Origin of the sequence: Pseudomonas sp. MCal1 (genome assembly GCF_026341415.1) — a bacterium.
In the GTDB taxonomy this organism is placed as follows: domain Bacteria; phylum Pseudomonadota; class Gammaproteobacteria; order Pseudomonadales; family Pseudomonadaceae; genus Aquipseudomonas.
This window is the reverse complement of record NZ_JAKUMP010000004.1, coordinates 244,690-270,675: the sequence shown is the minus strand read 5'-3', so window position 1 is coordinate 270,675 and position 25,986 is coordinate 244,690. Positions and strand designations below refer to the sequence as shown.

General features: G+C 60.4%; 28 protein-coding genes. 8 read left to right on the top strand and 20 right to left on the bottom strand.

Features of this window, described 5'->3' with window-relative positions; all coding sequences use genetic code 11:
- Nucleotides 1–82: 82 nt before the first annotated feature.
- Genes MKZ87_RS09535 through MKZ87_RS09525 form a run of 3 tightly spaced genes read left to right on the top strand, consistent with a single transcriptional unit; the run spans nt 83 to nt 3,238 of the window.
- A complete protein-coding gene (locus MKZ87_RS09535; RefSeq protein ID WP_085703168.1) occupies nt 83–316 on the top strand; it encodes a PP0621 family protein in 234 nt (77 codons plus the stop codon).
- A complete protein-coding gene (locus MKZ87_RS09530; protein ID WP_266200753.1) occupies nt 306–1,895 on the top strand; it encodes an ATP-binding protein in 1,590 nt (529 codons plus the stop codon). Before MKZ87_RS09535 ends, MKZ87_RS09530 begins: the two co-directional genes overlap by 11 nt.
- Entirely contained in the window at nt 1,892–3,238 is a 1,347-nt protein-coding gene (locus MKZ87_RS09525) for a sigma-54-dependent transcriptional regulator (RefSeq protein ID WP_266200711.1), read from the top strand. The genes MKZ87_RS09530 and MKZ87_RS09525 overlap by 4 nt, the downstream gene beginning before the upstream one ends.
- A 71-nt stretch (nt 3,239–3,309) precedes the next feature.
- Here MKZ87_RS09525 and thiO read toward each other — a convergent pair whose 3' ends face one another.
- Genes thiO through MKZ87_RS09490 form a run of 7 tightly spaced genes read right to left on the bottom strand, consistent with a single transcriptional unit; the run spans nt 3,310 to nt 10,083 of the window.
- Nucleotides 3,310–4,410, bottom strand: a complete 1,101-nt coding sequence (gene thiO / locus MKZ87_RS09520; RefSeq protein WP_085703166.1) for a glycine oxidase ThiO — start codon at nt 4,408–4,410, stop codon at nt 3,310–3,312.
- Nucleotides 4,411–4,467: 57 nt separating this feature from the next.
- Entirely contained in the window at nt 4,468–4,869 is a 402-nt protein-coding gene (locus tag MKZ87_RS09515) for a type IV pilin protein (protein ID WP_039771691.1), read from the bottom strand.
- Between the two features lie 15 nt (nt 4,870–4,884).
- A complete protein-coding gene (locus tag MKZ87_RS09510) occupies nt 4,885–7,977 on the bottom strand; it encodes a pilus assembly protein (protein ID WP_085697524.1) in 3,093 nt (1,030 codons plus the stop codon).
- Nucleotides 7,964–8,443, bottom strand: coding sequence for a pilus assembly PilX family protein (locus MKZ87_RS09505; protein WP_085703164.1), 480 nt, complete (start codon nt 8,441–8,443; stop codon nt 7,964–7,966). The genes MKZ87_RS09510 and MKZ87_RS09505 overlap by 14 nt, the downstream gene beginning before the upstream one ends.
- A 10-nt stretch (nt 8,444–8,453) precedes the next feature.
- Nucleotides 8,454–9,167: a PilW family protein gene (locus tag MKZ87_RS09500; RefSeq protein ID WP_085703163.1), complete on the bottom strand. Its 714-nt coding sequence runs from the start codon at nt 9,165–9,167 to the stop codon at nt 8,454–8,456.
- On the bottom strand, nt 9,164–9,613 hold the full coding sequence (pilV, locus tag MKZ87_RS09495; RefSeq protein WP_085697527.1) for a type IV pilus modification protein PilV: 450 nt from the start codon (nt 9,611–9,613) through the stop codon (nt 9,164–9,166). The genes MKZ87_RS09500 and pilV overlap by 4 nt, the downstream gene beginning before the upstream one ends.
- The gene (locus tag MKZ87_RS09490) at nt 9,610–10,083 is read right to left on the bottom strand and encodes a GspH/FimT family pseudopilin (RefSeq protein WP_085703162.1); all 474 of its coding nucleotides are present in this window, start codon (nt 10,081–10,083) and stop codon (nt 9,610–9,612) included. Before MKZ87_RS09490 ends, pilV begins: the two co-directional genes overlap by 4 nt.
- 127 nt (nt 10,084–10,210) lie before the next feature.
- On the opposite strand from MKZ87_RS09490, the gene MKZ87_RS09485 reads away from it, so the two are divergent.
- Nucleotides 10,211–10,765, top strand: a complete 555-nt coding sequence (locus tag MKZ87_RS09485; protein ID WP_085703161.1) for a GspH/FimT family pseudopilin — start codon at nt 10,211–10,213, stop codon at nt 10,763–10,765.
- Here the strand turns inward: MKZ87_RS09485 and ispH are convergent.
- The 6 genes from ispH to murJ all read right to left on the bottom strand — a co-directional run bounded on the left by ispH (nt 10,737) and on the right by murJ (nt 18,249).
- The gene (ispH, locus tag MKZ87_RS09480; protein ID WP_007963828.1) at nt 10,737–11,681 is read right to left on the bottom strand and encodes a 4-hydroxy-3-methylbut-2-enyl diphosphate reductase; all 945 of its coding nucleotides are present in this window, start codon (nt 11,679–11,681) and stop codon (nt 10,737–10,739) included. The genes MKZ87_RS09485 and ispH overlap by 29 nt on opposite strands.
- A gap of 166 nt (nt 11,682–11,847) precedes the next feature.
- The gene (gene fkpB, locus MKZ87_RS09475; RefSeq protein WP_176247739.1) at nt 11,848–12,285 is read right to left on the bottom strand and encodes an FKBP-type peptidyl-prolyl cis-trans isomerase; all 438 of its coding nucleotides are present in this window, start codon (nt 12,283–12,285) and stop codon (nt 11,848–11,850) included.
- A gap of 7 nt (nt 12,286–12,292) precedes the next feature.
- Nucleotides 12,293–12,805, bottom strand: a complete 513-nt coding sequence (lspA, locus tag MKZ87_RS09470) for a signal peptidase II (RefSeq protein WP_085697531.1) — start codon at nt 12,803–12,805, stop codon at nt 12,293–12,295.
- The gene (ileS, locus tag MKZ87_RS09465; RefSeq protein WP_227233581.1) at nt 12,798–15,629 is read right to left on the bottom strand and encodes an isoleucine--tRNA ligase; all 2,832 of its coding nucleotides are present in this window, start codon (nt 15,627–15,629) and stop codon (nt 12,798–12,800) included. Before ileS ends, lspA begins: the two co-directional genes overlap by 8 nt.
- 13 nt (nt 15,630–15,642) lie before the next feature.
- Nucleotides 15,643–16,581 carry a bifunctional riboflavin kinase/FAD synthetase gene (gene ribF, locus MKZ87_RS09460; RefSeq protein ID WP_085697533.1) on the bottom strand — a complete coding sequence of 313 codons (939 nt, stop codon included), beginning with the start codon at nt 16,579–16,581 and terminating at the stop codon, nt 15,643–15,645.
- Nucleotides 16,582–16,710: 129 nt separating this feature from the next.
- Nucleotides 16,711–18,249: a murein biosynthesis integral membrane protein MurJ gene (gene murJ / locus MKZ87_RS09455; protein WP_085697534.1), complete on the bottom strand. Its 1,539-nt coding sequence runs from the start codon at nt 18,247–18,249 to the stop codon at nt 16,711–16,713.
- A gap of 252 nt (nt 18,250–18,501) precedes the next feature.
- Between murJ and rpsT the strand changes: the two genes are divergently transcribed.
- On the top strand, nt 18,502–18,774 hold the full coding sequence (gene rpsT / locus MKZ87_RS09450; protein ID WP_003228351.1) for a 30S ribosomal protein S20: 273 nt from the start codon (nt 18,502–18,504) through the stop codon (nt 18,772–18,774).
- Nucleotides 18,775–18,897: 123 nt separating this feature from the next.
- On the opposite strand, the gene MKZ87_RS09445 is transcribed toward rpsT, so the two are convergent.
- From MKZ87_RS09445 to rplU, 5 genes are all read right to left on the bottom strand, one after another.
- The gene (locus MKZ87_RS09445; protein WP_085697535.1) at nt 18,898–19,362 is read right to left on the bottom strand and encodes a CreA family protein; all 465 of its coding nucleotides are present in this window, start codon (nt 19,360–19,362) and stop codon (nt 18,898–18,900) included.
- A gap of 10 nt (nt 19,363–19,372) precedes the next feature.
- The gene (gene proB, locus MKZ87_RS09440) at nt 19,373–20,491 is read right to left on the bottom strand and encodes a glutamate 5-kinase (protein WP_045121906.1); all 1,119 of its coding nucleotides are present in this window, start codon (nt 20,489–20,491) and stop codon (nt 19,373–19,375) included.
- 137 nt (nt 20,492–20,628) lie between these two features.
- Entirely contained in the window at nt 20,629–21,852 is a 1,224-nt protein-coding gene (gene cgtA / locus MKZ87_RS09435; RefSeq protein ID WP_085697536.1) for an Obg family GTPase CgtA, read from the bottom strand.
- A 193-nt stretch (nt 21,853–22,045) separates the two neighbouring features.
- Complete coding sequence (gene rpmA / locus MKZ87_RS09430) at nt 22,046–22,303, bottom strand: 50S ribosomal protein L27 (RefSeq protein WP_003228360.1); 258 nt, start codon at nt 22,301–22,303, stop codon at nt 22,046–22,048.
- 34 nt (nt 22,304–22,337) lie between these two features.
- Nucleotides 22,338–22,649: a 50S ribosomal protein L21 gene (rplU, locus tag MKZ87_RS09425; RefSeq protein ID WP_003228361.1), complete on the bottom strand. Its 312-nt coding sequence runs from the start codon at nt 22,647–22,649 to the stop codon at nt 22,338–22,340.
- Between the two features lie 241 nt (nt 22,650–22,890).
- Between rplU and MKZ87_RS09420 the strand changes: the two genes are divergently transcribed.
- The 3 genes from MKZ87_RS09420 (at nt 22,891) to MKZ87_RS09410 (ending at nt 24,791) form a co-directional block, all read left to right on the top strand.
- Nucleotides 22,891–23,859 (top strand): polyprenyl synthetase family protein, encoded by a 969-nt coding sequence (locus MKZ87_RS09420; RefSeq protein WP_266200701.1) that lies wholly within the window; start codon nt 22,891–22,893, stop codon nt 23,857–23,859.
- A gap of 125 nt (nt 23,860–23,984) precedes the next feature.
- Entirely contained in the window at nt 23,985–24,326 is a 342-nt protein-coding gene (locus MKZ87_RS09415) for a zinc ribbon domain-containing protein YjdM (protein WP_007950963.1), read from the top strand.
- Nucleotides 24,327–24,533: 207 nt separating this feature from the next.
- Nucleotides 24,534–24,791 carry a hypothetical protein gene (locus MKZ87_RS09410; RefSeq protein ID WP_085697537.1) on the top strand — a complete coding sequence of 86 codons (258 nt, stop codon included), beginning with the start codon at nt 24,534–24,536 and terminating at the stop codon, nt 24,789–24,791.
- Nucleotides 24,792–24,841: 50 nt separating this feature from the next.
- Here the strand turns inward: MKZ87_RS09410 and MKZ87_RS09405 are convergent, their stop codons facing one another.
- Both MKZ87_RS09405 and MKZ87_RS09400 read right to left on the bottom strand, forming a co-directional pair.
- The gene (locus MKZ87_RS09405; protein WP_085689724.1) at nt 24,842–25,459 is read right to left on the bottom strand and encodes an FKBP-type peptidyl-prolyl cis-trans isomerase; all 618 of its coding nucleotides are present in this window, start codon (nt 25,457–25,459) and stop codon (nt 24,842–24,844) included.
- Between the two features lie 126 nt (nt 25,460–25,585).
- Nucleotides 25,586–25,891, bottom strand: a complete 306-nt coding sequence (locus MKZ87_RS09400) for a DUF6482 family protein (RefSeq protein ID WP_085689722.1) — start codon at nt 25,889–25,891, stop codon at nt 25,586–25,588.
- Nucleotides 25,892–25,986: the final 95 nt, after the last annotated feature.

Here is a 25,986-nt window from a genome sequence, read left to right as displayed (position 1 = left end):
TTTATTGCGGCGTGTGATTGGGCTGTGCGCTCGTCGGGTCCTTGGCTAAACTGCCGAATCATTAGCCGAAAAGCCGCCCATCATGCTTCGTTTACTGTTCTGGATTGCCTTGATCGCCGCCGCTGTCTGGTTGTGGCGCAAATTCAATGCCCCCGCCTCGTCCGCCCGATCACCTCGCGAACAGGATGCCGCACCGATGGTGCGTTGCGCCCATTGCGGCGTGCACCTGCCCCGCGACCGCGCGCTGAATCTTCAACAACAGTGGTATTGCAGCCAGGCTCACCTTGAGCAAGGCCCAGGCTCCAGTGATCGCTGAGGCCGACAACGCCGACAGCAGACAGGCCCAGCGACTGCTGCGCCTCTATCATCTGTACCGTTTGAGTGTCGGCATCACCCTGGTGTTGCTGATCTCCAGCAACATGGACAACCGCCTGCTGAACTCGACCAACGACGAGTGGCTGCGCAATGGCAGCTGGTTGTACCTGGTGCTGAACATCCTGCTGGTGGTGTTCCTCGAGAACATCCGCCGCCCCGCCCAGTTGTTCGGCCTGGCACTGGTCGACATCCTGCTGCTGTGTGGCGTGTTCTATGCGGCGGGCGGCGTGGCCAGCGCGATCGGTAATTTGCTGATTGTCTCGGTGGCGATCAGCAATACCTTACTGCGACGACGCATTGGTTTGCTGATCGCCGCCATCGCCACCCTCGGCATCGTCGGGCTCAGCTTTCTGCTGAGTTTCAGCCATCCCCTGAGCGCCAACGATTATCTCCAGGCCGGCACACTCGGCGCCCTGTGCTTCGCGGCGTCATTGCTGGTGCAAGGATTGATGCGCCGTCTGGAGGTCAGCGAGAACCTGGCCGAGCAGCGCGCCAGCGAAGTCGTTGGGCTCGAAACCCTCAACGCGCTGATCCTGCAACGCATGCGCACCGGCATTCTGGTGCTCGACGAACAGCGCCGGGTGCAATTGGCCAACCAAAGCGCCAAGACCCTGCTGGGCCAGGCACACCTTGAAGGCGAGTTGATCGACGAGCACTCGAGCGCATTGGTCGAGCGCCTGCAACTGTGGCTGAACAACCCGACGCTGCGCCCGCAAAGCCTGAAGATCGGCGGCAACGGTGTGGAGCTGCAACCGAGCTTCATTGCCCTGGAACAGAGTCCGAACCGCCAGACCCTGGTATTTCTCGAAGACCTCGCACAGATCGCCCAGCAGGCCCAGCAATTGAAACTCGCCGCGCTGGGCCGGCTGACCGCCGGTATCGCCCATGAAATCCGCAATCCGCTGGGGGCCATCAGTCATGCCGCGCAGCTGTTGCGGGAATCCGAGGAACTCGACGGCGCGGATCGGCGTCTGACGCAGATCATTCAAGACCACTCCCAACGCATGAACCGAATCATCGAAAACGTCCTGCAACTGTCCCGCCGCCAGCAGAGCGCACCGCAACGGCTGGATCTCAAGCCGTGGCTGGAGCAGTTCGTCAACGAGAGCCGCGAACAGGCCGGCGAGCGCCAGCACATTCACCTGCACATCGGTCCGGGGGATTTTCGCACGCTGATGGATCCTGGCCAGCTCACACAGATTCTCGACAATCTGTTACGCAACGGCTGGCGCCATAGCGCCTTTTTGCACGATCCGGCCGAGGTCTGGCTGACGCTGCTGATCGACCCCGAAAGCACGCTGGCCGTGCTCGAGGTGCAGGACAATGGCCCTGGCGTGCCGCTGGATCAGCAGGCTCACCTGTTCGAACCGTTTTTTACCACCAGCAGCCAGGGCACCGGCCTTGGGCTTTATCTGTCCCGTGAGCTGTGCGAAAGCAATCAAGCGCGCCTAGACTTCAAATCACGCCAAGGCGGCGGCTGCTTTCGCATCACCTTTGCTCACGGACGGAAACAAAGTTGAACACGAGCCCACGGCAAAAAATCCTCATCGTCGACGACGAGCCGGATATCCGCGAACTCCTGGAAATCACCCTGGGACGGATGAAACTCGACACCTTCAGCGCACGCAATCTCGCAGAAGCTCAGGCGCTGCTGCACCGCGAAACCTTCGCTCTGTGCCTGACCGACATGCGCCTGCCCGACGGCACCGGCCTGGAGCTGGTGCAGCACATTCAGCAACGTTATCCACAACTGCCGGTCGCGATGATCACCGCCTACGGCAGCCTGGAAACGGCGATCAACGCTCTGAAGGCCGGGGCCTTCGACTTCCTGACCAAACCGGTGGACCTGACGCGCCTGCGCGAGCTGGTCGGCTCGGCGTTGCGCATGCCGGCGCCGGGCAATGTCTGCACTTCGATCGACCGGCGGTTGCTTGGCGACTCACCGCCGATGCGCAACTTGCGCAAACAGATCGACAAACTGGCCCGCAGCCAGGCACCGGTCTATATCAGCGGCGAGTCCGGCAGCGGCAAGGAGCTGGTGGCCCGTCTGATTCATGAACAGGGCCCGCGCGCCAGCCAGCCGTTTGTGCCGGTGAACTGTGGGGCGATTCCTTCAGAGTTGATGGAAAGCGAATTTTTCGGCCATCGCAAAGGCAGTTTCAGCGGCGCAGTGGAGGATAAACCGGGGCTGTTCCAGGCGGCCCATGGCGGCACGCTGTTTCTCGATGAAGTGGCGGATCTGCCGCTGCCGATGCAGGTCAAGCTGCTGCGGGCGATCCAGGAAAAAGCCGTGCGCAGCGTCGGCGGCCAGCAGGAAACCGTGGTCGATGTGCGCATCCTCTGTGCGACGCACAAGGACCTCGACGCGGAAGTGGCTGCCGAGCGTTTCCGTCAGGACCTGTATTACCGGCTGAACGTGATCGAGTTGCGTGTACCGTCTCTGCGCGAGCGTCGCGAGGACATCGAAGCGCTGGCCGGCCATATGCTCAAGCGCCTGGCCAGTGGCACCGGGCAACCGGCGGCACGGCTCCATCCTCATGCCCTTGAAGCGCTGAAAAACTACCGTTTCCCTGGCAACGTGAGGGAACTGGAGAACGTGCTTGAGCGGGCGCACACCCTGTGTGAAAACCGCATGATCGAGGCCGAAGATCTACGTCTGAGTGAAGGCAACGGCACCGCCGAGGGCGGTATTGCCGATCTCACCCAGATCGACAACCTCGAAGACTATCTTGAGAGCGTAGAGCGCAAACTGATTTTGCAGGCGCTGGAGGAAACCCGCTGGAATCGCACGGCGGCGGCGCAGCGGTTGAGTCTGTCGTTTCGGTCGATGCGCTACAGGCTCAAGAAGCTGGGCCTGGACTGAAGCCCGCTCCCACAGGTGTAGGAGCGGGTTTGCCCGCGAAGGCGATTATCAGTCGCCGGAAGAAAAACCGACTAGATCCGTCCGGCCGGTGCATACGGCGCTGGATCAATGATCGGCGCACGGCCCAGCATTACGTCGGCAAACAACTGACAGGACGCCGGCGCCAGCACCAGCCCATTGCGGTAATGCCCGCAGTTCAGCCACAGACCGTCAAACCCCGGAACCCGGCCAATGTATGGAATCCCTTCGGGTGAACCCGGTCGCAGCCCGGCCCAATGCCCCACCACTTCAGCCTCCACCAGCGCCGGCAACAACTCGACTGCCGATGCCTTTAGGCTTTCCAGCGCGTTGTCAGTCGGGGTCTTGTCGAAGCCTTCGTGCTCCAGCGTGCTGCCGATCAGAATGTGTCCGTCACGGCGCGGAATCGCGTAGCGCCCCTTGGCCAGCACCATGCTCGGCAGGAAATCCGCCGCACACTTGTAGAGAATCATCTGGCCCTTGACCGGCTCCACTGGCAGCGAAAGATTCAGAGTCTTGAGCAATTCGCCGCTCCACGCGCCCGCCGTCAACACGATCTGATCGCCAGCGATCACACCGGTGGAAGTCTGCACGCCCACCACCCGTTCGCCTTCACGGACAAACCCGCTGACTTCGCACTGCTCGTGAATCGTTACATTCGGCAGCGCCTGCAACGCCGCTTTCAAAGACTTCACCAGTCGTGGATTGCGCACGTTGGCCACATCGGCCATATAGATCGCCCGGGAAAAACCACCACCGAGCACCGGCACCGCATCATGCGCCGCCGAGATATCCACAGCCCGCAACGGGCGGTTTTCCCGCGCAGCCCACGCCAACGCTTCGGCTTCGTCATCCAGATCCAGCCAGTACAGGCCGGTGGTGTGCACTTCGGGATCGACCCCGGTATCGGCAAAAAGTCGCTCGCCCAGCTGTGGATAAAAATCCTGCGACCAGTGCGCCAGTGCGGTGACGGCCGGGCTGTAGCGCCACGGGTACAGCGGAGACACGATACCGCCGCCGGCCCAGGACGATTCCTGGCCGACGTTCGAACGATCCAGCAGCACCACGCTGCCGACCTCGGAGGCGAGGTTGTACGCAGTGAGCAGGCCAATCACCCCGCCACCGACAATCACCACTTGCTGTTGCCTGGTCATGTTTGATCCAACCGTAAAAAAGACAGTGGGCGCAAAAGGCGCCCGAAATAATGCGGCTCAGCGGCCCCAGCAATCCTTGGTGGTCAGCCCGGTGGTCGCGTTGTTCATGCTTCTGACGCCAGTGTTGGTGAGGGTGAAATCCCCGCACTTGTCAGTGGCCATCGCCGTGCCGGTCTTGCGGGTCGCCGTCAGCAGGAAGGTCTGATCGGTGATCGTCGGCGTGATGGTGTAGAAATCGTTGCCGGTGCTCAACCCGGTGACACCGGTGTAGACGTTGTTCTTCGAATAGAAGCGCTCGAGGATCTGTGCCTGTTCCGACAAGTTGCTGACCACGTCGGCGCGGCGGCCCTTCTTCACATATTCGGTGAGGCTCGGATAGCCGATGGTGATGACGATACCGATGATCGCAATCACGATCATGATTTCGATCAGGGTGAAACCTCGGTTGGATCTGCGCATGCCTCGAACTCTCACTTACTGTATTTGTCGCCACATTATGCGACGGCTGCCGCCGCCGCCCTTTTCCACCAGGGTGGTGATGCCGCCACTGGAGTCGGTCTCGATCTTGCGTGTTGCACCGTTGACGATGGCGTTCAGGGTCGGGATACCGCCGGTGAACACCACGCCACTGGAGATCGTGTCGTTGCTGTCGACCACGCCATCGGCGTTGGTGTCGAGCACGGCGTAGTTGAGCATCTTACCGCTGAACGCATCGAGTTCGATCAGTTTGCCGGTACCGAAACTGGAACACGGGTCAGTGGTATCGACACTGGCCGTGGTGAACACAATACGCCCAAGCACCAGACTGGCCTGATTGATCACCCGTTCGCCGGTCAATGCGTTGTTGTACACCAGTGGCAGGTACCAGCCCTTCTCCGCCGGATAAGTCGTGTCGTTCTGGCTGGTGGTGACAAACTGCCCGGAACTGCCGGAGAACACGCCGGTAATCGCCTGAGCCTGCAAACTGCTGACCGTGATCTGGCCCGATCCGCCATCGGCATCCCACACCGAATAGAACGCCTGCAAATCCTTGTTGGTCTTGTCGGCGGTTTCGTTGAATTTACCGGTGCCGACGAAAATCTGTTTGCCGCCCAGAGCGTTGTCCGCCAGCAACGGCTGCGCGGTGATCGGCTGAGTTGCCCCGCCGGCCGTGGTGAACAGCGGCTTGCCGGAAAACGCCACGCCCCAACTGTCGGAAGCAGTGGCGCTCAGGTCGAACTTCCACAACCGTCCCTTCAAGTCACCGCCATACGCGGCTTGCACCACGTTCTGCGAATTGACCCGCAGCTTCACCGAGGACAAGCCATTGTTGGTTTCCGTACTGTCGATGACGATTTTCCTGATCAGCGAACCATCGCGAACATCCAGCACATACAGCGCCGCCACCCCGGAGTTGCTGCCGTAACCGTTGGCAATGAACGCCGCCCAGCGACCATCGGCCAAGCGTGCCACTTCCGGACGGGCATAGGCGTAACCCAGATCATTGAAAGCGTTGGAAGTGCTGGCGGCTGCCGGCGCGCTGACCTCCCACAAGGCGCGGATCACGTTGCCCGCCGAGGCGTCGAACAGCTGAAGCCCGTAGAAAGTCTTGCCACCGGCACCCGTACCGCCTATGGCCAGGGTTTTCCAGACCGTGCCGAATTGGGCATCGAATACACCGAGCTGACCATCCACCAGAAACTTGTGGCTGACGCCGTTGACGTAGTTCGGATCGGCAATCAGACGCAACGAGGGCAATACGCTGGACGGCATGTAGGCATAGCGCCGGGTACCGTTGGCCGAGTTGATGACGCTGACAAAACCGTCGTTGGCGTTCACCACCAGGCTGGCGTTCATGTTCGCAGCCTTGGTGGTCAGATAGGTGCTGTAGGTGGTGTCGCCGGCCAGATCGGAAGCGGTTTTTTCCGTGGGCGAAGCCAGTACAAGTGGCGAGTTGATGATGTCCCCAAGCAACACACTGCGCACTTTGAGCCCGGTCTTGTTGGTGCCCTTGCTCCATTCGACCAGGTCGATACCGCTGATGCCGGTGGGCAAACCCTGACTGAGAACAGTCTGCTGGGCCGGGGAGAAGTTGCCATAGGCCAGCGTTATCGCCGTGTTGCTCAGGGAATTCCACGACTGGTAGGTCGGCGCGGTGGCGCCAGGCACGATGGCGGTATCGGTGGTCCACTGCACGGCCGAGGTATTGACCGCCCCGGCGGAGGTAAAGCCAAACGACTTGATCGTGCCGCGCCAATCCTTCGGGTCATAGGTGGTCTGGTAAAAACTGCTGCTACTGGTCAGCGTGGTGCCGCTGGTCACACCCGCACCGCCGGAACCCGCCTTGGAGGTGATATCACTCAACGCCGAAGACAATGCGGCATTCAAACCGGCGCTGTCGGTCGCCTGGTAGTAGCGGCCCTGTCCGTAATCGGCGGCGTCCGAGAGCATGTCGTTGGAAGCGGTAAAACCCACGGTGTAGGTATTCATGTACTGCCGGGGAAAATCCACCGCATTCCAGCTCTTGCCCGCCGCGTCGGTTCCGGAGAAACGCATATCGATGTCGAAGGCGAACTTGGCGATATCGTCCAGATACAGCGTATCGCCCTCCCCGTCCCCGTTCAGATTGTTCCCGTCATTGTTGATGCCGTCCCAGTTCGGCAGGCGACTGCCGCCGAGCGGGTCGTTGCTCGGAAAGGTGCGGTCGTAAGTCGGCAGGCCGTCGGTGATAACCACCCCGTAGTTTTTCTGGCAGCGGTACTGGATCGGGCTGGTGTAAGTGCTCGGCGTGCTGTTGTAGTACGGCGCCATCCCGCGCATGTAGCGGGTGATTTCGTAATAGGTCTCGGCCAGAGGCGTGTTGGCCACCGCGTTCAGGCCGTTGATCGAGGAAATCAGTGCGTTGTAGTTGGTGTCAGCCTGAGCCTGGGTCACGCTACCGCTGACCGGTGACAGGTCGCTGATGGAGCGCGCAATGAAACCACCATTGCCGGGGTTGTTGCTGGTGGCCGGGTTGAAGGTCGCCAGCCCCATGCGCAGGTTGCGGTTGCTGGTGACCAGTGCAGTGGAAACATTGCGCGCCACGTTGATCCGGTAATCGTTGGGAATCGCCCCGGTGGTGAAGTCGCGCGTGCCGTTGCTGATCGCCAGCCCGACCACATAGGAAATGTAATCGGCCGAATAGCGGGTGTTGCCGCTGCCTACCGGATCCGGCAATTTCAGGCAGAGTGGCGTCAGGCTGTTGTTGTAGAAGGCATAGGCGCCGCCGGAGCAGCCGGAGGTCGGCAGGCTCGACAGGAAGATCGTATCGCCGGTGATGGCAGTTGAGCTCAGGCACAGGCCGATGACCGCGTTGCACTGCCGGGCTGCCGTGCGATCCACGGTCGGATCAAAACCCGTCGCATAGATGATGCTGTTCATGCTGCCCGAGTCGTCGATCATCAACATCACGTTCGGTGGCACAGCCGCCGCGCTCAACAGCGGCGAATCGGACGGTGTAAAGGCATACGCCGGTGCAGTCAGATAAAGCCCGGTCAGCATGCCGAGCAACAGCGACAGCCATTTGAAGCGTCGCTCAGTACTTCGCATAGACACTCTCCACCACACTGCGCGAAGTGCCGGCGATGCCGACGGCCGTGACCCGGTACAAGGTCGCCGAAGTGTTGCTCGGCACGTTTACCGCCGTCAGGGTCGTGCCGATGTTCTGTACTCCGTAAAACCCGCTGCCAGCGGCGATCCAGGTCACGCCCGACGTGGAGTTGAGCCCCGCCGCAGTGACCACCGAGGATTCCGCCGGTGGCGCACATTGGGTGGTGCTGGCGCACACTGCGAGCGTGTAGCCGTCCAGTTGCACCGCACTTTCGCCGATGCGCAGCGCCGCCTCGGCAGTCTGGAACGATTGATTGCGCAGGCTTACGCTGCCGGCCATTTTTTCCTGCAGGTTGGCACTCTGCATCGATGACAGGCCGATCACCGTCAGGAGCAGCAGAAACACCAGGCTGACCAGCAACACCATGCCGTCCTGGGACCGTCGCCGATGGAGAGAAACGTTCATCGCTCGCCCCTCACTGCAACCGGTTGCGCAAGGCGGCAACCACGTTGAAGGTTTGATTGCGGACCCGATTGTTCGGATCAGTGAGGGTCAGGCTCAGGCGCACGCTGCGGATCCGCGCCGGATCACCGGGGTTGGCACTGTAGGTGGACGCCGCGACATCGGTTGCGGAACTTGCCAGACCGAACATCACAGTGAACGCACTGACGTTATTCACCAGCACTTGCTGGGCCGGATTACCGCTGCCGGTGCCCATCAGAATCTGGTTGTTGCTGAAGCTGTAGATCAACCGACGGATCGGAAACGCGATCTGCCCCGTCGCCGCAGCCCGTGCGCCGGTATAAGCGGTGGCGCTGTTGCGGCAATCGGACACCACGGTCCAGGTCGGCGTCCCGCCTGCACTGCCGACATCAGCCGTGACCAGGGTCAGCTTGAGATTGGCGTTGTCCCAGCTGATCGGCGCGATCTGGGCCGCCGTGAAATCCCCCGCCGAGCTGGAATCGGTAATCGTGCCCAGGCAACCGAACATGCCCACCATGCGCAGTTCCTGAATCATCTTGCTCAGCACGAACCGCGCATCTTCCTGCATGGCGGCCGCGCTGTTCTGGCTGACGTAGGTGTTTTTCGCCGCCAGAAAGATCTGCACCACGCCGAGCACCACGATCAGCCCCAGCGCCAGGGCCACCAGCATTTCGATCAGACCGAAACCCAGATTATGACGTTTCATGGTGCGCCCACCGGATCTACCGCGGCGCGACTGGTCAGGACAAAGCTGCGGGGCGCACTGGACGTATTGGCGGCGCGCGCGTCATTCCAGGTGATGGTGATGGTGTACACACGTTGATTGAGGGTGATGCTGCCGGTGGCGGTCGGGCCGCCGAAATTGACGATGTTGGTGGTGAAGTCGTAGAGATCCTGATCCCGGGCGACACTCAGGTTGCCCGTGGTGGGGGGTGTGACGGTGTAGTCGGCGCCCGAGTTGGCGCGGATCCGGTCCATCATGTCGTAGGCGATGAAACTCGCCTGGCTGGTCATCCGCGAGCTGTCGGTGTACTTCAGCGCATTGAGCTGAACCGCTGCCGCGCCCAGCAAACCGACCGTCAGAATCAACAACGCGACCAGCACTTCGATCAGCGTCATGCCCTCCTGTGCGTGCTTGCTCCCTGCCCTCATCCGCAACTTCCACCCAATTGAATTCTTCCGTTCAGACACACGTTCAGCGTCCTGCTTTGCGTTCCCAGCACGTAACTGATGAGCACCGCCGTGGACGGCGCCGCCAGCCCGCCCAGATTGTTGAAATCCAGCGCGGTCACTCCAGAGGGTAGCGTCAGAGTCGCGCCGCTGCTCATCGCTGGAACAACCCGCAATACATTGGCCGAAGTGCCAGTACTGTCGTAGACCGCCAGCTCGCCGGTCCAGACGTTGCCGCCGGCACTCGGTCGCAAGCGGGTGGTGGTACCCCGGTTGATCGCCTCGAGCCTCGCGTAATTGAGGGCCCGTTGCAGGTCGCCGACTTCGGTGTCGGCCTTGCTGCCCTGCACCGAACGGGTGAACGCCGGCACCGCCATCGTGATCAGGATTACAAACACCGCGAGCGCCACCAGCAGCTCGATCAGCGTGAAACCTTTTGTACGATGATCCATCGATGCCCTCCGTTGCCGTCGGCTATACCTGTACAAACCTAGAACATTCGACCGGCATGCGCCGGTTGATTTACCGCGAACGGCGCACGGACTGCGTCGCTGTGCACAATCCAGGGAGGGCGCGCACATGCCGCAACAGGGGTTCAGTCTGGTCGAGCTGCTTATGGGACTGGCGATCGGCGCAATTGTTCTGTCGCTGGTCGGTCCGGCGCTGGCGGACTTCACCGAATCAAACCGGCGCCAGCAGGCCGCACAGTCTTTGCTCGACGGCATCCGTAATGCCCGGACAATGGCCATCACGCGCAATCAGAGTGTGGTGATTCACGGCATCAACGGTGATTGGGGCCAGGGCTGGCGGATCATTCTGGATATCAGCGGAAAGGGAGCCGAGGACACCGATAATCCATTGCTGATCGAGCAGGCGAGTGATGGAAAGATACCGATTGTCGGCAACTGGCTGGTGAGCCGGTACATACGTTTCAGTAGCCTGGGCCAGCCACTGGTGCCGGACCGGAAGTTTCAGGCGGGGACATTGCACCTGTGCTCGGCTCGCGAGCCGGTCAGCCAGCTCCAGGTGGTGCTGGCGGCAACCGGTCGCGTTCGCCTGACCAGCCAAAAGGCCGAACAGGCGCTGTGCCGAAAGGATAAAGCGATCAGATCGAGCGAACGCGCAGCTCTTTAGGCATCGAGAACGTGATGTTCTCCTCACGCCCGGCCAGCTCGTCGGCACCGGTGGCGCCCCAGGCCTGCAACTGCTGGATCACGCCACGCACCAGGACTTCCGGGGCAGAGGCGCCGGCGGTGATGCCGATGCGCTCGACACCGTCGAACCAGCTCTTTTGCAGGTCTTCGGCGCCATCGATCAGATAGGCCGGCGTGGCCATGCGTTCGGCCAGCTCACGCAGGCGGTTGGAGTTGGAGCTGTTCGGGCTGCCCACGACCAACACCACGTCGCATTCGTCAGCCAGTTGCTTGACTGCATCCTGACGGTTTTGAGTGGCGTAGCAGATATCGTCCTTGCGCGGCCCGCCAATGGCAGGGAAACGCGTACGCAATGCGTCGATCACTCGGCTGGTGTCATCCATGGACAGCGTGGTCTGGGTGACAAAGGCGAGTTTTTCGGGATTGCGCACCTGCAATTCGGCGACATCCTTCTCGTCTTCAACGAGGTAGATCGCGCCGCCATTGCTGGCGTCGTACTGGCCCATGGTGCCTTCGACTTCCGGGTGACCGGCGTGGCCGATCAGGATGCATTCACGGCCGTCGCGGCTGTATTTCGCGACTTCGATGTGCACCTTGGTCACCAGCGGACAGGTGGCGTCGAACACTTTCAGGCCACGGCCGGCAGCTTCGCTACGCACGGCTTGCGAGACGCCGTGGGCACTGAAGATCACGATGACGTCGTCCGGTACCTGATCCAGTTCCTCGACGAAGATCGCGCCACGACTGCGCAGGTCCTCGACCACAAACTTGTTGTGCACCACTTCATGACGCACATAGATCGGCGGCCCGAACACCTCAAGGGCGCGGTTGACGATTTCGATCGCCCGGTCCACGCCGGCGCAGAAGCCACGGGGGTTGGCGAGTTTGATTTGCATGCTGTGCCTCGTGTCTTGCGCGCAAGAAATAGCGAAAACGTTGAAAAGCTAATGGGGTAGCGACGATTCGATTTGCTCGCGAAAGCGGTGTTTCAGACAACGTTTATGTTGAATGTCAGTCAGCATTCGCGAGCAAGCCGGCCCCACAGGGATTCTGCTGTGTGACTCAGAGCGCTTTGACGTTGATGATCTCGACGTCAAAGGTCAGCTTCTTGCCAGCCAGCGGATGATTGAAGTCAACGGTCACTTGCGCGTCGTCGAACTCTTTCACCACACCCGGCAGCTCAGTATTGGCCGCATCGTTGAAGATCACCAGCAGCCCCGGCGACAGCTCCATGTCCACGAACTGCGAACGCGGGATGATCTGTACGTTTTGCGGGTTCGGCTGGCCGAAGGCGTTTTCCGGCTCGACGGTCAGCGTACGCTTGTCGCCGGCCTTGAAACCGAACAGCGCCGCCTCGAAGCCCGGCAGCAGGTTGCCATCGCCGACCTTGAAGGTCGCCGGAGCCTTGTCGAAGGTGCTGTCGACCGTGTCGCCGTTCTCCAGGCGCAATGCAAAGTGCAAAGTGACTTCCGTGTTCTGGCCGATGCGTTGCTCAGCCAATACCTGTTCAGTCATGAACGGCTTCTCCGGTTTTTTTACTTTTGAACATGTCCAGTGCCAGCATCACCGCGCCAACGGTAATCGCGCTGTCGGCGAAGTTGAACGCCGGGAAGTACCAGCGGTTCTGCCAATGCACCAGAATGAAGTCGATCACATGGCCCAGGGCAATGCGGTCATACAGGTTGCCCAGGGCGCCGCCCAGCACCAGCGCCAGCGCAATGGCCAGCCAGGTTTCGTTGCGGCCCAGGCGCTTGAGCCAGACCACCAGCACCGCACTGACCACCACCGCGATCAGGGCAAACAACCAGCGCTGCCAGCCGGAGCTGTCAGCCAGAAAGCTGAACGCAGCGCCGGTGTTGTAGGCCAGTGTCCAGCTGAAGTAATCAGGGATGATCACGATCTGCTGGAACATCTCGAGCTTGCCTTCGAAGTAAAACTTGCTGGCCTGGTCGATGACCAGAACCAGCAAGCTCAACCAGAGCCAGCTCAGCCGTCCGAAACGGCCAACGGCATTAGGCATAGTGACGAACCTCGCCGGCGCCATCGATGTTGTCCACGCAACGGCCGCAGATTTCCGGATGCTCCGGGTTCACGCCGACATCTTCACGGCAGTGCCAGCATCGGGCGCATTTCGGGAAGGCGGATTTGACAATCTTCAGTTTCAGGCCGCTGACTTCGGTGGCCACAGCATCGGCCGGAGCCTGCACGAACGGCGCGACAGTGGCCGTCGAGGTGATCAGGACAAAGCGCAGCTCGTTGCTCAGCTTGGCCAGGTCGGCGGTCAGCGCGTCTTCGGCGAACAGCGTCACTTCGGCTTGCAGGTTGCCACCGACGGCCTTGGCCGCGCGCTGGATTTCCATCTCTTTGTTGACCGCCACCTTCACTTCCATGATGCGATCCCAGTACTCGCGACCCAGCTCGAAGCCTTCCGGCAGCTCGGTCAGGCCTTCGTACCAGGTGTTGAGCATCACCGACTCGTTGCGCTCGCCCGGCAGGTATTGCCACAGTTCGTCGGCGGTGAAGGCCAGGATCGGTGCGATCCAGCGCACCAGCGCTTCGGAGATGTGGAACAGCGCGGTCTGGCAAGAACGACGGGCCTTGCTGTCGGCGCCGGTGGTGTACTGGCGGTCCTTGATGATGTCCAGATAGAAACCACCCAGCTCCTGCACGCAGAAGTTGTGGATCTTCGAGTAGACGTTCCAGAAACGGTATTCGCCGTAGTGCTCTTGCAGCTCGCGCTGCAGCAGCAGGGTACGGTCCACGGCCCAGCGATCCAGTGCCAGCATGTCTTCGGCCGGCAGCAGGTCAGTGGCCGGGTTGAACCCGGTCAGGTTGGAAAGCAGGAAACGCGCGGTGTTACGGATACGACGATAGGCGTCCGCGCTGCGCTGCAGGATCTGCTCGGACACGGCCATTTCGCCCGAGTAATCGGTCGAAGCGACCCACAGACGCATGATGTCGGCGCCCAGGGTGTCGTTGACTTTCTGCGGCGCGATCACGTTGCCCAGGGACTTGGACATCTTGCGACCGGACTCGTCCACGGTGAAGCCGTGGGTCAGCAGCTCGCGATACGGCGCGTGGTTGTCGATGGCGCAACCGGTCAGCAGGGACGAGTGGAACCAGCCACGGTGCTGGTCCGAACCTTCCAGATACAGGTCGGCACGCGGGCCGGTCTCGTGGCCCATCGGGTGTGAACCGCGCAGGACGTGCCAGTGCGTGGTGCCCGAGTCGAACCAGACGTCGAGGGTGTCGCTGATCTTGTCGTACTGCGGCGCTTCATCGCCCAGCAGTTCGGCAGCGTCGAGTTTGAACCAGGCTTCGATGCCTTCGACTTCAACGCGCTTGGCGACCTCTTCCATCAGTTCGACGGTGCGTGGGTGCAGCTCGCCGCTTTCCTTGTTCAGGAAGAACGGGATCGGCACACCCCAGTTACGCTGACGGGAGATGCACCAGTCCGGACGGTTGGCGATCATCGAGTGCAGGCGCGCCTGGCCCCAGGCCGGCACGAACTTGGTGTCTTCGATGGCTTTGAGCGAGCGCTGGCGCAGGGTGTCGCCGGACACCGGCTCCTTGTCCATGCCGATGAACCACTGCGCGGTGGCGCGGTAGATCAGCGGGGTCTTGTGACGCCAGCAGTGCATGTAGCTGTGTTCGATGACGGTGGTGTGCATCAGCGCGCCGACTTCGGTCAGTTTGTCGACGATGGCCGGGTTGGCCTTCCAGATGAACTGACCGCCGAAGAACTCCAGCGACGGCACGTAAACGCCGTTGCTCTGTACCGGGTTGAGGATTTCGTCGTTGACCATGCCGTATTTCTTGCAAGTCACGAAGTCGTCCACACCGTAAGCCGGAGCGGAGTGAACCACGCCGGTGCCGGCGCCCAGTTCCACGTAGTCGGCCAGATACACTGGCGACAGACGGTCGTAGAACGGGTGACGGAAGTTGATCAGTTCCAACGCCGAACCCGGCGCAGTGGCCAGAATGGTGCCTTCGACGCCGTAACGGGTCAGGCAGGACTCGACCAGCTCTTCAGCCAGCACCAGCAGCTTGTCGCCGATGTCGACCAGCGCGTAGGTGAATTCCGGGTGAACGTTGAGTGCCTGGTTGGCCGGGATGGTCCACGGGGTGGTGGTCCAGATCACGATCGAGGCAGGTTTGCTCAGCGATGGCAGACCGAATGCGGCGGCCAGCTTGGCTTCGTCAGCGATCGGAAACGCCACGTCGATGGTCGAGGATTTCTTGTTCTCGTACTCGACTTCCGCTTCGGCCAGGGCCGATCCGCAATCGAAGCACCAGTTCACCGGCTTCAGACCCTTGAACACGAAACCGCCCTTGACGATTTCGGCGAGGGCACGGATTTCACCGGCCTCGTTCTTGAAGTCCATGGTCTTGTACGGGTTGGCGAAGTCGCCCAGCACGCCGAGACGGATGAATTCGGACTTTTGCCCTTCGATCTGCTCGGTGGCATAGGCACGGCACAGTTCGCGGGTCTTGTCCGCGCCCAGGTTCTTGCCGTGGGTCACTTCAACCTTGTGCTCGATCGGCAGGCCATGGCAGTCCCAGCCAGGGACATACGGCGCATCGAAGCCCGACAGGGTCTTCGAGCGGATGATCATGTCCTTGAGAATCTTGTTCAGTGCGTGACCGATATGGATCGTACCGTTGGCGTACGGAGGGCCGTCGTGCAGGACGAACTTCGGACGATCCTTGCCAATCTCGCGCAACTTTCCGTACAGGCCAATACTGTCCCAGCGCTGCAGGATCTGCGGTTCGCGCTGTGGCAGGCCGGCCTTCATTGGGAAGGCGGTGTCCGGAAGGTTTAACGTGGCTTTATAGTCGGTCATTTAAGGCTCTTCATTAGCGATGGGCGCTAGGTGCGGCTAGTGCACGGGCGGCGGCGACATCCGCGCTGATCGCCGTTTTCAATGCCTCCAGGGAGGCGAAACGCTGCTCTTCACGCAGCTTCTGGTGGAAAACCACCGTCAGACGCCGGTCATACAGATCGCCGGCAAAATCTAAAAGATGGACTTCAAGGTGGGCCTTGCCATCACCTTGCACCGTGGGCCGTACGCCGATATTGGCGACGCCGGGCCAGGTCTTGCCGTCGATATCCACATCGACCAGGTAAACCCCGGTGATCGGCACGCGACGGCGCTTCAGTTGAATGTTCGCCGTGGGCGTACCCAACTGGCGGGCCAGTTTCTGGCCATGCAGCACGCGACCGGCAATCCGGTACGGGCGGCCAAGCAAGCGTTCGGCCAGAGCAAAATCGGCGGCGGCCAACGCGTTGCGCACCTGGGTGCTGCTGACACGAATCCCGTCCAGCTCGACGGTTTGCGCGGCTTCCACGGTAAAACCGTGAACCTGCCCGGCCTGCAGCAGAAAATCGAAATCGCCGAGGCGGTCGCAACCGAAGCGGAAATCGTCGCCGACTTCCAGATGCTGCACGCCGAGACCATCAACGAGGATGGTGTCGACGAATTCACTGGCGCTGAGCTTGCTCAAGCGCTGGTTGAAAGCCAGGCACAAGACCCGGTCGACACCCTCGGCGGCCAGCAATTGCAGCTTGTCGCGCAACCGGGCCAGACGCGCCGGTGCGGTCTCCGGAGCAAAGAATTCCCGTGGCTGTGGCTCGAAAATCACCACGCAGCTGGGCACGCCCAACTCAAGCGCACGCTCACGCAGTCGGGCCAGAATGGCCTGGTGACCACGGTGAACACCGTCAAAGTTGCCAATAGTGGCGACGCAGCCCCGATGCTGGGGGCGCAGATTGTGGAGGCCTCGAACCAGCTGCATAACGCGCTTCTTGCTCATAAAGTGGCCGATTATAACCACACCCGACGGCCGACGACAGGCAACACCGTAACCCAAAGTGATCGAGCCGACAAAACTGCCGGCTCACGCCCGTCTTTCAAGGGTGCAACCTCAGCTCAACGCCTTGCGATTGAAGTCGCGCAGGCGGAAACCGAGCAGCAGCAACATGCCGAAATAAGCCACCACACCGGCAACCACCAAGGCACCCAGGCGCAGAAAGCGCTCCAGCATGTGGCCCTGATCCCACGCAGGCATGAAATGCATGCCGATCAACAGCACCACCGACATCACTGCCACCGCGACCAACAGCTTGAAACCGAATTTCAGCCAGCCCGGTTGCGGTAGATACATCTGCTGCTTGCGCAGTTGATAGAACAGCAGCCCGGCGTTCAGGCAGGCACCGGCGCTGATCGCCAGTGCCAGACCGGCATGGGCCAGCGGACCGATCAGCACCAGGTTGAACAGTTGAGTAACGACCAGGGTGAAGATTGCGATTTTTACCGGGGTACGGATGTTCTGTTGCGCATAAAAGCCCGGCGCCAGAACTTTGATCACGATAATCCCCAACAGACCGACAGAATAGGCAATGAGCGCCCGCTGGGTCATCTCCGCGTCAAACCCGCTGAACTGGCCGTACTGGAACAGCGAAACGGTCAACGGCTCGGCCAGAATCCCCAGCGCCAGCGCGCAAGGCAGCACCAGCACGAAGCACAGGCGCAGGCCCCAGTCGAGAATCCGCGAATATTCGTGGCGATCCTTGCTGGCGTAGGTCTTGGCCAGTGTCGGCAGCAGGATCGTGCCCAGCGCCACACCGAGCACACCGGACGGCAATTCCATCAAACGGTCGGCGTAATACATCCACGATACCGAGCCGGCTACCAGGAAAGAGGCGAAGATGGTGTTGATGATCAGTGAAATCTGGCTGACCGAGACGCCGATGATCGCCGGCAACATCTGTTTCATCACCCGCCAGACGCCGGTATCACGCAGGTTCAGGCGCGGCAGCACCAACATGCCGATTTTTTTCAGGTGCGGCAGTTGATAGAGCAACTGCGCCAGACCACCGACCAGCACCGCCCAGCCAAGGGCCATGACCGGCGGATCGAAATAAGGTGTCAGAAACAGCGAAAACACGATCATGCTGACGTTGAGCAGGGTCGGCACGAACGCCGGCACCGAGAAACGGTTCCAGGTATTGAGGATCGCCCCCGCCAGCGAAGACAGGGAGATCAGCAATATATAAGGGAAGGTCACTCGCAGCAGGTCGGAGGTCAGCTGGAATTTCTCCGGTGTATCGGTGAAACCCGGCGCCGTGGCCCAGATCACCCAGGGCGCGGCAATCATGCCCAGCGCGGTGACCAGCGCCAGTACGAGTGTCAGCAGGCCGGAAACGTAAGCAATAAAGGTGCGGGTCGCCTCTTCGCCCTTCTGGCTTTTGTATTCGGCCAGGATCGGCACAAAAGCCTGGGAAAACGCCCCCTCGGCGAAAATCCTGCGCAGCAGATTGGGCAGTTTGAAGGCGATGAAGAAGGCATCGGTCGCCATTCCGGCGCCGAAGGTGCGGGCGATGAGCGTGTCGCGAACAAACCCGAGAATCCGGGAAAGCATCGTGATAGAGCTGACGGCGGCCAACGATTTGAGCAGATTCATTGAAGGAATGTGTGCCTGTCGATAAACAGCAGGCGAATAACGCGCCCACTTGTGCGATACTCCGCGCCGCAACAGCACAGAGCCAAAGCTCGCGAGTTTACAGGTCACACGCCGGAAAGAAATATCCCGTCGCACCACGCCTACCACTTAGCGGAACGTTTCAAGCGCCCTTGACAAGACTTCAACTCATCGGCATGATTCGCGGCCTATTTTGTTTGCTATTTCCTAAAAAGTCTTTCGAGGAGCTCGACGGTGGCCAACTCACCTTCCGCCAAAAAACGTGCAAAACAGGCTGAGAAGCGTCGCAGCCACAACGCCAGCCTGCGTTCCATGGTTCGTACCTACATCAAGAATGTAGTTAAAGCCATCGACGCAAAAGACGCTGAAAAAGCTCAAGCTGCATACGTTCTGGCTGTGCCAGTTATCGACCGCATGGCCGATAAAGGCATCATCCACAAGAACAAGGCTGCTCGTCATAAGAGCCGTCTGAATGGCCACGTCAAGGCACTGAAAGAAGCTGCCTAAGCGACGTAGTCATTAAAAAACCGACCTCAGGGTCGGTTTTTTATTGCCTGCGATTTGCCCCCACTCCAGCAAAACACAGGCAAAAAAAGAGGAGCCAGCCGGCTCCTCTTTGTTTACGCGCGATTAATGAGCCGCCGCCCACGGCAGAATCGGGATCGCCGTCACCGCATTCTGCGGACTGCCTTCGATCAGACGATCGCTGTAGACCAGATACACCAGCGTGTTGCGCTTCTTGTCGAGGAAACGCACCACCTGCATGGTCTTGAACACCAGCGAAGTGCGCTCCTTGAACACCTCTTCACCATCCTTCAACTCACCCTTGAAGTTGATCGGACCGACCTGACGGCAGGCAATGGACGCCTCGGCACGATCCTCGGCCAGACCCAACCCACCCTTCACACCACCGGTCTTGGCGCGCGACAGGTAGCAGGTCACACCCTCAACCTTCGGATCATCGAATGCCTCGACCACGATCCGGTCGTTCGGCCCGACAAATTTGAACACCGTCGACACCTGACCGATTTCCTCGGCCGAGGCCAGCAATGGCAGCGCCATCAACAAGCCCAACAATCCTTTTGCCATGCGCATCGCGTTTTCCTTACACCAGAATCAGATTGTCACGGTGAACCAGTTCCGGCTCAGCCATGTAACCCAGCAAACCGACAATCGCATCCGACGACTGACCGATGATTTTTTGTGCTTCCAGCGCGCTGTAGTTGGCCAGGCCACGGGCAATCTCACGCCCGTCCGGCGCCACGCAAACCACCATTTCGCCACGACGGAAGCTGCCCTGAACCAGCTTGACACCGACCGGCAGCAAACTTTTATTGCCTTGGGACAAAGCGGAAACCGCGCCATCATCCAGCACCAGCGTGCCGCGGGTTTGCAGATGACCGGCCAGCCACTGCTTGCGCGCCGCGAGCATGCCGCGCTCGGGCGACAGCAACGTACCAATCCGCTCACCCGCCTTCAGACGGTCAAGCACACGCTCCAGACGCCCGCCAACAATGATGGTGTGTGCCCCGGAACGCGCCGCCAGCCGCGCCGCACGCAGCTTGGTCTGCATGCCGCCACGACCCAGCGCACCGCCAGTGCCGCCCGCCACTGCATCCAGCGTCGGATCATCGGCGCGCGCTTCGTAGATCAGCTGGGCGTCCGGATTATTGCGCGGATCGGCGTCAAACATGCCGTCGCGATCCGTCAGGATCACCAGCAGATCAGCCTCGACCAGGTTTGCCACCAGCGCTGCGAGCGTGTCGTTATCACCGAAGCGAATTTCATCGGTAACCACGGTGTCGTTCTCGTTGATCACCGGAATGACTTTCAGCTCGACCAGCGCACGCAAGGTGCTGCGGGCGTTCAGGTAGCGCTTGCGATCGGACAGGTCGTCGTGAGTCAGGAGAATCTGCGCAGTGTGCCGACCATGCTCGGCAAAGCTCGACTCCCAGGCCTGCACCAGACCCATCTGACCGATGGCTGCAGCAGCCTGGAGCTCGTGCATCGCACTGGGTCGAGCGGTCCAGCCGAGGCGACTCATGCCCGCCGCCACAGCCCCGGAGGACACCAGCACCAGTTCGACGCCAGCCTCATGCAGAGCCACCATCTGCTCGACCCAGACACCCATTGCTGCGCGATCCAGCCCCTTGCCATCCGCCGTCAGCAAAGCGCTGCCGATCTTCACGACCCAACGCTGCGCACCTGTCACCTTGCTCCGCATCATCTTCAACCTTAGCTTGAGGGCAGCGCGACCTGACACTGCCCGTAACGTTATTCGTGGTTCTTCGTGACCAACAATCGATTTCCGGATACTAAAACGCCGCTCGATTGAGCGGCGCTTAAGTTTACTGCAACGAATCAGTCACGCACGTAAATGATTTCCGGACCGTCTTCGTCATCCACATCTTCTTCGTCCCAATCATCCTCGCCGATGTCATGGACCGACTTCACGCCGCTGCGACGCAGGGCACGCTTGTCATCCAGCGCCTGCAACTGGGCACGGGCCTCGTCTTCGATGCGCTGATCGAGATCAGCCAGCTCTTCCTTGTAGGCCGGGTCATTGGCCAGGCGATCGGCACGATCTTCCAGGTAACGCATGATGTCGCGCGTCAGGCGCTCGGTGCCTTCTTTGGCGATGGCCGAGATCACGTAGACCGGACCTTCCCATTGCAGGCGCTCAACGATTTCCTTGACGCGCTCTTCGTGCTCCTCCTCGAGGATCTGGTCGCACTTGTTCAGCACCAGCCAGCGATCACGCTCCGCCAGGGACGGGCTGAACTTGATCAGCTCGTTGACGATCACTTCAGCAGCGTCCGGCGCACTGCTTTCATCCAGCGGAGCCATGTCCACGAGATGCAGCAACAGACGGGTACGCGCCAGGTGCTTGAGGAAACGGATCCCCAGGCCGGCACCATCGGAAGCGCCTTCGATCAGCCCCGGGATATCGGCGATGACGAAGCTTTTCCAGCGATCGACACTGACCACACCCAGGTTTGGCACCAGCGTAGTGAACGGGTAATCGGCAACTTTCGGCTTGGCAGCCGAAACCGAACGGATAAAGGTACTTTTACCGGCATTCGGCAGACCCAGCAGGCCGACGTCAGCCAGAACTTTCATTTCCAGTTTCAGGTCGCGCTGCTCGCCCGGCTTGCCCGGGGTCGTCTGACGCGGCGCACGGTTGGTACTGGATTTGAAACGGGTATTGCCCAGACCGTGCCAGCCACCCTGAACCACCATCAGCTTCTGACCGGATTTGGTCAGGTCGCCGATGACTTCCTGGGTAGCCGAGTCGATGATCGTGGTGCCAACCGGCACGCGCAGGATCAGGTCTTCGCCCTTCTTGCCGGTGCAGTCGGTGCTGCCACCGTTGGAACCGCGCTCAGCCTCGAAGTGACGGGTGTAACGGTAATCCACCAAGGTGTTGAGGTTTTCGTCGGCCATCATGAAGATGGAACCGCCGTCGCCACCGTCACCACCGTTCGGGCCACCATTTTCAATGAATTTTTCCCGACGGAAACTCATGCAACCATTGCCGCCGTCGCCAGCCTTTACGCGGATCGATACTTCATCAACAAACTTCATAACCAACGCCTCTCGCCGCACGGACGAGCCGAAAAACAATCAAGACATAAGACTCTTGCAAAAATGAGCGCAGCGACCCCAAACCACGACCTGCATCGCACGCCGGCAGCCCATACAAACAGCTTTGCAAGAGACTCACCCCACAAACGAAAAAGCCCCGTCGCAAGACAGGGCTTCTCCAGCACTCTCGCAGTTAGGCTGCGACAACGCTCACGTAACGACGACCGAAGGCGCCTTTTACTTCAAACTTGATCACGCCTTCGATTTTCGCGAAGAGGGTGTGATCTTTACCCATGCCAACGCCGTAGCCAGCGTGGAATTGGGTGCCGCGCTGACGAACGATGATGTTGCCGGCCTTGATGACCTGGCCGCCATACATCTTCACGCCAAGGCGTTTGGCTTCTGAGTCGCGACCGTTACGGGTACTACCACCAGCTTTTTTGTGTGCCATGAGTTCAATTCTCCTAGTGAGGAATTAGGCTGTATTAAGCCTGAATACCGGTGATTTTGATCTCGGTGAACCACTGGCGGTGGCCCATACGCTTCATGTGGTGCTTACGGCGACGGAACTTGATGATGCGGACTTTATCGTGACGACCTTGGGAGATCACTTCAGCCTTGACGGTTGCGCCAGCAACAACAGGTGCGCCGATGTTCACGTCGTCGCCATTGGCGACCAACAGAACGCGGTCAAAAGTCACGGATTCGCCAGTAGCGACTTCCAGTTTTTCGATCTTCAGGTATTCACCTTCAGCGACCTTGTATTGCTTACCGCCGGTAACGATTACTGCGTACATGGTATTTCTCCGATAATCCTGCTCACCCAGCTCTTTATAAGAAGAGGTATTGGCTGGCATGGCTGCATGGGGCTGGAACGGCCCAAGTGCAATTGCGTAAGGCAGGTGCTGCCCAGGAAGTTCAGGGTGCGCGATTGTACGCAAGCCTTCGAAGTCATGCAAGGGGCCGTCCATCGCGCCTTGACAGGCCCGGACGTGGGTCCTAGCATGCCGCGCAACCCTTCTGGAGCACCTGTCGCTGATGCAACCCCAAGCTTTCTACCGCGCGGTGGCGGACGATTTTAGCGCCGTCAACGGCATCATCAAGAAGCAGCTGACTTCCCGAGTGCCGCTGGTATCGAAAATCGGCGATTACATCACGTCGGCCGGCGGCAAACGCCTGCGTCCTTTATTGGTGCTGCTGTGTGGCAAGGCCCTGGGTCGCGAAGGCGACGACATGCGCCTGCTGGCTGCCACCATTGAATTCCTGCACACCGCCACCCTGCTGCATGACGACGTGGTCGACATGTCCGGCATGCGCCGTGGCCGCTCCACCGCCAACGCCATGTGGGGCAACGCCCCGAGCGTACTGGTCGGCGACTTCCTGTACTCGCGCTCGTTCGAAATGATGGTCGAACTGGGCTCGATGCCGGTGATGAAGATCCTGTCCCAGGCCACGCGCATCATCGCCGAAGGCGAAGTGCTGCAGCTGTCCAAGGTTCGCGATGCCAGCACCACCGAAGAAACCTACATGGAAGTCATCCGCGGCAAGACCGCGATGCTCTTCGAAGCCTCGACCCACAGCGCCGCGGCGCTGGCAGGTGCCACCGCCGAGCAGAGCGAAGCCCTGCGCACCTTCGGCGATCACCTGGGCGTGGCGTTCCAGCTGGTAGATGACCTGCTCGACTACAAGGGCGACGCCGAAACCCTGGGCAAGAACGTCGGTGACGATCTGGCGGAAGGCAAGCCGACCCTGCCGCTGATCTACACCATGCGCGAAGGCACGCCAGAGCAAGCCGCACTGGTACGCCAGGCGATCCAGAAAGGTGGGATCGAAGACCTGGAAAGCATCCGCATCGCCGTGGAAGCGTCCGGTTCGCTGGAATACACCGCGCAACTGGCCCGCGATTACGTGGCCCGTGCGATCAAGTGCCTCGACGCGCTGCCGGCCAGCGAATACCGCGATGCACTGGTTGAACTGAGCGAGTTCTCGGTCGCCCGCACGCACTGATCAGCATCGCGTCATCAAAAAACCGCAGCCTCCGATGGAGCCTGCGGTTTTTTGTTGCCTGCCATCGGCGGCTAAAACCCTATACAATGTGCGACTTTTAGCGATCCCCTCTCCAAGGAGCCTTAGTGAGCACGTTGCCACCCTGCCCGAAATGCAATTCCGAATACACCTACGAAGACGGCACCCAACTGGTGTGCCCGGAGTGCGCCCACGAGTGGTCTGCCGGCGGTGAAGCCGAAGTGGCGTCCGATGATGCCGTGAAGAAAGATTCGGTCGGTAATGTCCTGCAGGACGGCGACACCATCACCGTGATCAAGGACCTGAAGGTCAAGGGTACCTCCCTGGTGGTCAAGGTCGGCACCAAGGTCAAGAACATCCGCCTGTGCGATGGCGATCACGACATCGACTGCAAGATCGACGGCATCGGCCCGATGAAACTCAAATCCGAGTTTGTCAGAAAAGTCTGAGTCTGCTGTCTTCCATCCCGCGCCCGCCGTGGGATGGAGCTTCACCCTCCCCCACGATCCCCAACAAATCCTCGCAACAGCCAAACGCCAGCCGTTTTGACCTTACGCAATCTTTACCCGCAAAAAATCACAAACCGCCAATAGGCGCTTGCTATTTGACGAATAAGAATTATTCTCATTGAAACCTTTTCAATGGAGATGAGACCCATGACTTATTTGATCGACGCCTGGCTGGATCGCCCGCACCCGTACCTCAGGATCCTGCATAGGGAAACCGGTGAGGTCTGCGCCGTACTGGAAGAAGAAGCCCTGCACGAATTGCAGGATCAAGGGGATCTGGACGTCAACGGCCTGAGTTCCAGCGAGCCATTGGTGCTCAAGGAGCTGGTGCGCAATCTGTTCCTGTTCTGCTATGCCCGGGCCTTGCGCCCGACCAGTGAACTGCACAACAAGATCGAAGTATGAGAACGGCGAAGCAACCCTGCACAAGCCACGCTTGTGCAGGGTAACGGGGGTTACAGAACGTCGAGCAGCTCGACGTCGAACACCAGAACGCTGTGCGGCGGGATGCTGCCAACGCCTTGAGCGCCGTAAGCCAGTTCGCTCGGCACGTACAGACGCCATTTGCTGCCGGCATTCATCAGTTGCAGGGCTTCGGTCCAGCCAGCGATAACGCCACCCACCGGGAATTCAGCCGGCTGGCCACGCTCGTAGGAGCTGTCGAACACAGTGCCGTCGATCAGCGTGCCGTGGTAGTGAGTACGTACGGTGTCTTCACGGGATGGCTTGGCGCCTTCGCCCTGAGTCAGCACTTCGAATTGCAGACCGGAAGCCAGCGTGGTGATGCCGTCTTTCTTGGCGTTTTCAGCCAGGAACGCACGGCCTTCACCAGCGGCGGCTTCAGCCTTGGCAGCGGCTTCGGCTTGCATGATCTCGCGGATCACTTTGAAGCTGGCGGACAGCTCTTCCTGACCCACGCGGCTTGGCTTGCCGGCGAAGGCGTCAGTCAGACCGGCCAGGATGGCGTCCAGGCTGACACCCGGTGGCGGGTTGTCGCGCAGCTGGTCACCCAGTTGACGGCCGATGCCGTAGCTGACGCGGGTTTCGTCGGTGGACAGATTTACTTCGGACATGACACTGCTCCGCTGTGCGGACGGCCTCAGGACATGCCGTGCGTACACAGCGCGTCCCGGCGCGCCCGGAACCAAAAGGGCGAGCAGACTAGCACAGATGTTCCGGCATTGATCAGGCCCCAGGGCCTACAGCGCGGATCGCCAGGCCAGCGGCACCTTCAGGCTTTCTTCGGCACTGGCGCCAAGACCGCACATTTCATCGTGCACCGAGGTGTGCACCAGGTTGAACGGCAGCACCGGCAAGTCATGCAGCACATCCCGGGCATGCTCGACCGAACGCAGCGTCAGCATTTTCCCCTGTGCATCGCTCAGCGGGTACGCCGCGCCATGCATCCGGGCTTCGAGCAGATAGATTCCGCCTTCCATGGAGATCAGATTCAGTTCGTCGACCTTTCTGGCGACGGCAAACGCATTCAACTCTTGCAGGTTCATGAACGCACCTCACGCGGTGGCGAGCCTTGAGACCTACAGGGATATGCCTCGGCGCCACAAAGCACAAGCCACAAACGACACCGCCCGTCTGTTTC

Excerpts from the sequence above, each read along its gene's own strand:
- MKZ87_RS09535 (WP_085703168.1), top strand. The coding sequence starts at position 83 with ATGCTTCGTTTACTGTTCTGGATTGCCTTGATCGCCGCCGCTGTCTGG.
- thiO (WP_085703166.1), bottom strand. The coding sequence starts at position 4,410 with ATGACCAGGCAACAGCAAGTGGTGATTGTCGGTGGCGGGGTGATTGGC.
- MKZ87_RS09515 (WP_039771691.1), bottom strand. The coding sequence starts at position 4,869 with ATGCGCAGATCCAACCGAGGTTTCACCCTGATCGAAATCATGATCGTG.
- MKZ87_RS09510 (WP_085697524.1), bottom strand. The coding sequence starts at position 7,977 with ATGCGAAGTACTGAGCGACGCTTCAAATGGCTGTCGCTGTTGCTCGGC.
- MKZ87_RS09505 (WP_085703164.1), bottom strand. The coding sequence starts at position 8,443 with ATGAACGTTTCTCTCCATCGGCGACGGTCCCAGGACGGCATGGTGTTG.
- MKZ87_RS09500 (WP_085703163.1), bottom strand. The coding sequence starts at position 9,167 with ATGAAACGTCATAATCTGGGTTTCGGTCTGATCGAAATGCTGGTGGCC.
- pilV (WP_085697527.1), bottom strand. The coding sequence starts at position 9,613 with ATGAGGGCAGGGAGCAAGCACGCACAGGAGGGCATGACGCTGATCGAA.
- MKZ87_RS09490 (WP_085703162.1), bottom strand. The coding sequence starts at position 10,083 with ATGGATCATCGTACAAAAGGTTTCACGCTGATCGAGCTGCTGGTGGCG.
- MKZ87_RS09485 (WP_085703161.1), top strand. The coding sequence starts at position 10,211 with ATGCCGCAACAGGGGTTCAGTCTGGTCGAGCTGCTTATGGGACTGGCG.
- ispH (WP_007963828.1), bottom strand. The coding sequence starts at position 11,681 with ATGCAAATCAAACTCGCCAACCCCCGTGGCTTCTGCGCCGGCGTGGAC.
- lspA (WP_085697531.1), bottom strand. The coding sequence starts at position 12,805 with ATGCCTAATGCCGTTGGCCGTTTCGGACGGCTGAGCTGGCTCTGGTTG.
- ileS (WP_227233581.1), bottom strand. The coding sequence starts at position 15,629 with ATGACCGACTATAAAGCCACGTTAAACCTTCCGGACACCGCCTTCCCA.
- ribF (WP_085697533.1), bottom strand. The coding sequence starts at position 16,581 with ATGCAGCTGGTTCGAGGCCTCCACAATCTGCGCCCCCAGCATCGGGGC.
- murJ (WP_085697534.1), bottom strand. The coding sequence starts at position 18,249 with ATGAATCTGCTCAAATCGTTGGCCGCCGTCAGCTCTATCACGATGCTT.
- MKZ87_RS09445 (WP_085697535.1), bottom strand. The coding sequence starts at position 19,362 with ATGCGCATGGCAAAAGGATTGTTGGGCTTGTTGATGGCGCTGCCATTG.
- proB (WP_045121906.1), bottom strand. The coding sequence starts at position 20,491 with ATGCGGAGCAAGGTGACAGGTGCGCAGCGTTGGGTCGTGAAGATCGGC.
- cgtA (WP_085697536.1), bottom strand. The coding sequence starts at position 21,852 with ATGAAGTTTGTTGATGAAGTATCGATCCGCGTAAAGGCTGGCGACGGC.
- rpmA (WP_003228360.1), bottom strand. The coding sequence starts at position 22,303 with ATGGCACACAAAAAAGCTGGTGGTAGTACCCGTAACGGTCGCGACTCA.
- rplU (WP_003228361.1), bottom strand. The coding sequence starts at position 22,649 with ATGTACGCAGTAATCGTTACCGGCGGTAAGCAATACAAGGTCGCTGAA.
- MKZ87_RS09420 (WP_266200701.1), top strand. The coding sequence starts at position 22,891 with ATGCAACCCCAAGCTTTCTACCGCGCGGTGGCGGACGATTTTAGCGCC.
- MKZ87_RS09410 (WP_085697537.1), top strand. The coding sequence starts at position 24,534 with ATGACTTATTTGATCGACGCCTGGCTGGATCGCCCGCACCCGTACCTC.
- MKZ87_RS09405 (WP_085689724.1), bottom strand. The coding sequence starts at position 25,459 with ATGTCCGAAGTAAATCTGTCCACCGACGAAACCCGCGTCAGCTACGGC.
- MKZ87_RS09400 (WP_085689722.1), bottom strand. The coding sequence starts at position 25,891 with ATGAACCTGCAAGAGTTGAATGCGTTTGCCGTCGCCAGAAAGGTCGAC.